Here is a 7,495-nt window from a genome sequence, read left to right on the forward strand (position 1 = left end):
CACCGGGGCTCCTGCCTGTGTACGGGGCTGCCACCCGGACGCGGCGTGTACGGCGTTTCCGCCCCGAAGTCCTGTGTACAGTGCTGCCGCCGGAACCCGGCGTGTACGGCGGCGCCGGGAAGAAGCCCGTGTGTACGGCGGCGCCGGGAACCCGGTGTGTACGGCGCCACCGCCGACCGCCCGGGTGCGGGCCGCCTCAGTGCTTGAGGCGGTAGACCACGGTGTCGGCGAAGACGCCGACCATCTCGTAGTGGGTGTCCAGCAGGTTCTCGATCCGGGGGACCATGACCGGCTGGTACGGGGCGATGCCGGAGTCGTCGACCACGACCTCGGGCAGGCCGTTGGCCAGCTCCTTGTCGAAGGTCTGCCAGGCGTTGGAGACGCTGAACTGCTCGCCGACGTTCTGGTTGCCGTCCTTGCCGCCGCTGTAGTTGGTGAGGAAGCCGGCGGTCAGGTAGCGGGTGGCGGGCTTGCGGTCGGCCAGCCAGTACAGCTCGGGGTGCATGCCCCAGACCAGCACGGTGTCCTTGGGGGTGGTCTGGGCGGCGACGGCGGTGGCGACCTCCGTGGTGCGGTTGAGCCGCTCCCCCGGCCAGGCCAGCGCCAGGCTCCAGAACACCGTGGCGGCGGCCGTGGTGTACAGCAGGACGGGCTTCCAGCGGATCGCCGAGGTGGCGACCGCCCCGGTGCCCAGCAGCACCAGCGGCGGGATCAGCTGGAGGTAGTAGTGGCCGAAGAAGTGGAAGCCCACGCTGACCGCGACGACCGAGGAGAGCAGCCAGACCCACAGGTCGGTGGTCGAGCCGTGCTCCTCGCCGGCCACCGGCAGCGGGCGGTGGCGGTGCTTGAGCCAGAGCCGGCGCCCGACCGGGAGCAGGAAGCCCAGGCCGGCCGCGACCAGGATGGCCGAGTTGCCGAACGCCCGGCCGAGCATCTGGAGCCAGGCGCCGCCGAAGGAGGCGTAGTCGCCGCTGCCGGTGACCACCCAGAAGAGGAAGCCCTTGGGCTTGGTGAGGATCACCGCGACCAGCGCTATCGGCAGCGTGAAGCCGAACCCGATCTTGAACAGCGCGGGCGGCCAGCGCACCCCGCGCCGGCGGGCGTCCTGGAACAGCATCCAGAGCACCGGCAGCAGCACCGCGCCGCCGGTCTGCTTGGTCAGTGAGCACAGGGCGACCGCGATGCCCGCGGCCAGCCAGCGGCGCCGTTCGGCGTACCGGAAGGCGGCCACCATGGCGGGCAGCATGAAGACCTCGAAGGTCGCCGCCTGGGTGTCCTCCGGGGAGAGCCCGATGGAGACCAGCAGGTAGAGCAGCCCGGCCCCGGCCCCGGCCCGGTTGCCCCAGCGGCCGCGGGCGATCGAGGCCAGCAGGATCGCGGTGACCAGGTGGGCCACCACCGCCAGGGTGCGCAGCGGCCAGAGCGAGGCGGAGCCGAAGACCGCGAAGCAGGCCTGGTAGAGCCAGGGCAGCAGCGGTGGTTTGCGGTCCACCACGGTGTCGTACAGCACCCCGCCGTCCGCCAGCATCCGGGCCTGGGTGGCCAGGAAGCCCTCGTCCGGGCTCCAGACGGGCCGGGCGAAGGAGGGGATGTGGGTGAGCAGCGCGACCAGCGCGAGCACCGGCACCAGCCTGGTCCAGTACCCGGTCAGAAGACGGGTACGGACGCGCTCGGGCAGGCGCTCGGCCAGTCCGGTGAGGCGGAGGCGGGTGGGGGTCGGCACGGGTGACAACCTACCGGGCGGGATCGGCGCCGGTGGCGCCGGTCCCGCCTTTCAGTGCGATTGTCAGCTTGTTCCGTGACGAACTGTTACGGAGTTACGACAAACGGTCGTCTGCGGAACGGGTGACCGCTCCCCCGGACGGCCTCCGGTCAGGCCTTGACCGGCGCCGCGTCCAGCTTGGCGACCAGAGCCGTCACCTTTCGGGCGATGTCCGGGGCGTTCAGGCCGATCTCGGCCAGGATCTCGGCCCGGCTGGCGTGGTCCAGGAACTCCTGCGGGATGCCGAAGTCGCGCACCGGCAGGTCCACGTCCGCGTCCCGCAGCGCCTGCGCCACGGCGGCGCCGACGCCGCCCACCCGGCCGTTGTCCTCGATCGTGACGACCACCCGGTGCTCGGCGGCCAGGCCCGGCAGGGCCTCGTCCACCGGCTTGACCCAGCGCGGGTCCACCACGGTGGCGGTGACGCCCTGGGCGGCCAGCAGGTCGGCGACCTCCAGGCTGGTGGGGGCCATCGCGCCGACCGAGACGATCAGCACGTCGGCGCGGTGGGCGCCGGAGGGCTCCTCGGCGGCGCGCAGCACGTCCATGCCGCCGATCCGGCCGACCGCGGGGACGGCCGGGCCGACCGTGCCCTTGGAGTAGCGGACCACGGTCGGGGCGTCCTTGACCTCGACGGCCTCGCGCAGCTGCGCGCGGACCTGGTCGGCGTCGCGCGGGGCGGCCAGTCGCAGGGTCGGGATGATCTGCAGCATCGACATGTCCCACATGCCGTTGTGCGAGGCGCCGTCGTCGCCGGTGACGCCGGCCCGGTCCAGGACGAAGGTGACGCCCAGCTTGTGCAGGGCGACGTCCATCAGGACCTGGTCGAAGGCCCGGTTGAGGAAGGTCGCGTAGACCGCGAACACCGGGTGCAGGCCGTTGGTGGCCAGGCCGGCCGCGCTGGTGACGGCGTGCTGCTCGGCGATGCCGACGTCGAAGATCCGGTCCGGGAAGGCCTCGGCGAACGGGGCCAGGCCCACCGGGTGGAGCATGGCGGCGGTGATGCCGACGATGTCCTCGCGCTCGTGGCCGAGCGCGACCATCTCCTCGGCGAAGACCGAGGTCCAGCTCCGGCCGCCGCCGCTCGTGATCGGCAGGCCGGTCTCCGGGTGGATCTTGCCGACCGCGTGGAAGCGGTCCTCGTCGTTGTTCTCGGCGGCGTGGTAGCCGCGGCCCTTCTCGGTGAGGCAGTGCACGATCACCGGGCCGCCGAAGCCGCGCGCCTTGGTCAGCGCGGACTCCAGGGCGGTCAGGTCGTGGCCGTCGATCGGGCCGATGTACTTGAGGCCGAGGTCCTCGAACATGCCCTGCGGGGCGATGAAGTCCTTGAGGCCCTTCTTGGCGCCGTGCAGCGTCTCGAACAGCTGCTGGCCGACCACCGGGGTGCGCTGGAGCGCGTCCTTGCCCCAGGACAGGAAGCGCTCGTAGCCCTGGGTGGTGCGCAGGGTGGCGAGGTGGTTGGCCAGGCCGCCGATGGTCGGGGAGTACGAGCGCTCGTTGTCGTTCACGACGATGACGAGCGGGCGGTCCTTGGCGTCGGCGATGTTGTTGAGCGCCTCCCAGGCCATGCCGCCGGTGAGCGCGCCGTCGCCGATCACCGCGACGACCGGGTCGTTCTTGCCCAGGATCTGGTTGGCCTTGGCCAGGCCGTCGGCGTACGAGAGGACGGTGGAGGCGTGCGAGTTCTCGATCACGTCGTGCTCGGACTCGGCGCGGGACGGGTAGCCGGACAGGCCGCCCTTCATCCGCAGCCGGGAGAAGTCCTGGCGGCCGGTGAGCAGCTTGTGGACGTAGCTCTGGTGGCCGGTGTCGAAGAGGATGCGGTCGCGCGGGGAGTCGAAGACCCGGTGCAGCGCGATGGTGAGCTCCACCACGCCGAGGTTGGGCCCGAGGTGGCCGCCCGTCTTGGAGACCTCGGTCACCAGGAAGGTCCGGATCTCCTGGGCCAGTGCGGCCAGCTGTCCGGGCGTGAGCCGGTCGAGATCGCGCGGTCCCCGAATGCGGGTCAGCAGGGCCACCCGTTCCTCCTCGTTCAGTGTTCGCGGACCACGGACGGTCCGACGGGCGTCGCTGCCCGGTCCGGCGGCAGTCCGACGGTCCGGCCGGTGGCGACCGGTCGAGTCTAATGTCCGCCTGCCGGACGCCAAGCGGCGCGCCCGGTGCCACCGTTCGGTTACCGCCATTCCGGGAGGTCGGGCCGGGACGGCGGGTCACCCCGGATTGACGTACGGGCATTCGAATGCGCCGGGCGGGTCGGACGTCGGTGTCAGGCGCGGCCCAGCGCGCCGGACTCCCCCATCTCGCTCATCACCAGGGCCAGTGCGCCGAGCACCTCGGCCCGGCCGCCGAGGGTGCCGGGGACGACCGAGAGCTGACGGGCGGCGCTCGGGATCGCGTAGCGGGCCACCGAGTCCCGGATCGGGGCGAGCACCAGCTCACCGGCCTCGGCGAGGTCCCCCCCGAGGATCACCCGGCGGGGGTTGAGCAGGTTGCACAGGGTGGCGACGCCGGTGCCGATCTGCCGGCCCGCGTCGGCGATCACCCGGCGGCAGCCGAGGTCGCCCTGCTGGGCCAGCTCGACCACCCGGGGCAGGCTGAGGTCCTGGCCGAGGGTGGGGGCGAGCAGTGAGAGCAGGTAGCGGGAGCCGACGAAGGTCTCCAGGCAGCCGCGGTTGCCGCAGCGGCAGACCGGCCCCGCCTCGTCCAGGGTGATGTGCCCGATCTCACCCGCGGTGCCGCCCGGGCCGCGGTAGATCTGGCCGTTCACCACCAGCCCGGCGCCGACCCCGCTGGCGACCTTGATGTAGGCGAGGTCGCTCAGCCCGCGGCCGGCGCCCCAGACCAGCTCGCCGAGCGCGCCCAGGTTGGCGTCGTTGTCCACGTGCACCGGCATGTCGAGCCGCTCGGCCAGCTCCCGGCCCGGGGCGATGCCCGTCCAGCCGGGCAGGATCGCGGTGGAGCCGAGCGCGCCGGTCTCCACGTCGATCGGGCCGGGCACGCCGAGGCCGACGCCGATCACCTTGTCGGGGCGGAAGCCCGCCTGCGTCAGCAGCCGCTCGACCATCGCCTCGGCGCGGTCGAAGCCCTGCTGGGCGGAGACGTCGACGTCGATCGGGGCGCTCTCCTCGGCCAGCACCCGGTGGGCCAGGTTGCCGACCGCGACGCGCAGGTGGGTGTGGCCGAAGTCGATGCCGACCACGATGCCGGCGTCCCCGCTGAGCGAGACGCTGCGGGCGCGGCGGCCGCCGGAGGAGGTGTCGGCGACCACGACGGTGCCGCTCTCCTTCAACTCCCGCACGATGTTGGACACGGTGGCCGCGGACAGTCCGGTGCCGCGGGCGATCTCGGCCTGGGTCAGCGAGCCGGCCATCCGTACCGCGCGGAGCACCCGTTCCAGGTTCGCCCGGTGCAGCGACGACTGCGAGCCCGGTGTGTCCGTCGACATGATCCACCCTCCCAGGGCGGGGACCCCTCCGCCGGGCGTCCCCTTCAACTCCTGAAGGGTACGGCCCGGGGGCCCGGGCGGGGATCCCGGCTGCGGCGGGCGGGCGCGCAGGGGGCGCGGACGGCGGCCGACCGGCGCGGGGCGGTGAGCGGGGGCGCGGGCGTGGGGGCGCGGGCCGGCTAGCCGGGGCGCGCAGGTGGGGACGCGGTGATCGGGGGGTGAAGGTGTTGCGCGGCCTGGACCTGCGGGGACGGGGAACCGCCGTCCTGGCGACGGCCGAAAACCACGCACCACTAACATGGTGCCACTTCTCACCCGTCCCAGCGGGGCCGTGGACGGCACCGGCAGGGGGACACATCCAGACATGACGGGGAATCAGATGGCAGGGGATCACCCTACGCCGGGGGCAGGCGAAACGCCCGGCAGCGGTCCGCAGGACAACCGGGGCGTCTCGTTCGGCCGCCCGCCGGGCGGCGGTGTCGATCCGGCCGCCGTCGCGGACCAGATGACGCAGCTCGACGGCGCCGCCGTCCCGGGGCAGGTCACCCCCGGCCCGGTCGCGCCCGCGGGCCCGCCGCCCGCCCAGCCGCCGGCACCGCCCGCGCAGCCGCCCGCGCAGCCGTCGGTCGGCAGCCCGGAGTACGCGGCGTACGCGCCGACCGCGCCCGGGTTCCCCAGCCAGGCCCCGCCGCCGCCCGGCGCCGCGCCGGTCGGCCCGTACGACCCGGTCCCCGGTGCCCCGTACGGCGCCCCGGACGCCGGGCAGGCCTACAACCCGGGCGGCTACGCCTATCCGCAGCAGCCCGGGTACGCCTACCCCGGCGCTCCCGTCGCTCCCGTCGCGCCGAAGCAGCGCAACCCCGTGATGCTCTGGGGCGGGATCATCGGCGGCGTGCTGGCGATCTCGATCGTGGCCGCCCTGGTCGTCCTGCTCAAGGACCCCAAGCCGGCCCCCGCGCCGGGCCCGGACCCGATCAGCACCGGCACCACCGACAACGGCGGGACCAGCAGCGGCCCCACCCCCGGCCCCGCTCCCAAGGGCGCCGCCTTCAACGTCGCCTGGAGCGCCCCCAAGCCGGCCAACGCGGACAGCTCGAACCAGATGCTCGGCGTCTGGGGCACCGACAAGCTCGCCGTGCGCGTCGACAGCTCCGGGATCAGGGCCTTCAACCTGACCGACGGCAAGGAGGCGTGGACCATCGCCGCCCCGGCCGGCAGCAAGGAACTGTGCACCGCCTCGTACGGCGCCAACTCCAAGGGCGTCGCCGCCGTCTCCTTCAACACCGGTGACAGCGACTGCTCCACCGTCGGCGCCGTCGACCTGGCCCAGGGCAAGCTGCTCTGGAGCGCCAAGGTCTCGGCCGACCGGATGTCCTCGCCGACCCTCAGCGTCACCGAGAACGTCGTCGCCGTCGGCGGCAACACCGTCGCCGCCCTGAACATCGCCAACGGCCAGCCGGCCTGGCAGTACCAGCCGCGCGACAAGGACTGCGTCCTGCGCGGCAAGGCGGCCGGCGTCCAGATCGCGGTCAGCGACCGCTGCTACGGCACCAGCGGCCCGAAGTCGCAGCTGGTCATCGTCAACGCCGAGACCGGCAAGCCGGCCAGCACCCCGATCACCCTCGCCGGCAACATCGAGGAGGTCGACTCGGTCGTCCAGGACAAGCCGCTGGTGCTGCTGATGACCAACGGCCCGCAGGGCGACTACGTCCTGCCGTTCGACAAGGACAACAAGCCGGGCACCCAGATGTCCGTCAAGGAGCCCGGCGCGGACAGCCTGCGCCTCTCCGGCCAGGACGAGGCCCTCACCCGCAACGTGGTCAGCGGCACCACGCTGTACGTCCAGGTCGGCGGCGGCAAGCCGGGCATCAACGCCTACGACCTGAACACCGGCAAGCGGCTGTGGTCGGCCAACTCCGGTTCGACGAGCAACGACATGCGCCTGGTGGCCGGCACCGACAAGGACGGCAAGGTCCGCGCGATCGTCGACCAGGGCTACAACAAGCCGGCCCGGCTGGTGACGCTCTCGCCGACCGACGGCTCGATGTCCGACCTCGGCACCATGGCGATGCCGAGCAGCATGGGCATCGGCAGCAGCACCTCCGAGTACCTGATCTCGGACGACGGCGCCGCGGTCTACGCGTTCCGCCGCTACAGCGCCAGCGACGGTCCGCTGACCAAGTGGAAGAAGTGACGCCGGGGCGCCTCCGGGGCTGATCCCGGGGGTGTGACCCCTCGTCGCGGGCCGCGCGGCGACCGACACGGGCGGGGCGGGCACGGGCTGATCG

Annotated in this window: 4 protein-coding genes; 1 reads left to right on the forward strand and 3 read right to left on the reverse strand. The window is 73.1% G+C overall.

The window, feature by feature from the left end:
- Nucleotides 1-196 precede the first annotated feature (196 nt).
- The 3 genes from ACFU6K_RS24495 to ACFU6K_RS24505 form a co-directional block, all read right to left on the reverse strand.
- Nucleotides 197-1,723 (reverse strand): ArnT family glycosyltransferase, encoded by a 1,527-nt coding sequence (locus ACFU6K_RS24495; RefSeq protein ID WP_380666369.1) that lies wholly within the window; start codon nucleotides 1,721-1,723, stop codon nucleotides 197-199.
- Between the two features lie 149 nt (nucleotides 1,724-1,872).
- Complete coding sequence (gene dxs, locus ACFU6K_RS24500; RefSeq protein ID WP_380666371.1) at nucleotides 1,873-3,780, reverse strand: 1-deoxy-D-xylulose-5-phosphate synthase; 1,908 nt, start codon at nucleotides 3,778-3,780, stop codon at nucleotides 1,873-1,875.
- Nucleotides 3,781-4,028: 248 nt separating this feature from the next.
- Complete coding sequence (locus ACFU6K_RS24505; protein ID WP_380666373.1) at nucleotides 4,029-5,207, reverse strand: ROK family protein; 1,179 nt, start codon at nucleotides 5,205-5,207, stop codon at nucleotides 4,029-4,031.
- Between the two features lie 505 nt (nucleotides 5,208-5,712).
- On the opposite strand from ACFU6K_RS24505, the gene ACFU6K_RS24510 reads away from it, so the two are divergent.
- Nucleotides 5,713-7,401, forward strand: a complete 1,689-nt coding sequence (locus tag ACFU6K_RS24510; protein ID WP_380666375.1) for a PQQ-binding-like beta-propeller repeat protein — start codon at nucleotides 5,713-5,715, stop codon at nucleotides 7,399-7,401.
- Nucleotides 7,402-7,495 lie beyond the last annotated feature (94 nt).

This window comes from Kitasatospora sp. NPDC057512, assembly GCF_042802135.1.
In the GTDB taxonomy this organism is placed as follows: Bacteria; Actinomycetota; Actinomycetes; order Streptomycetales; family Streptomycetaceae; genus Kitasatospora.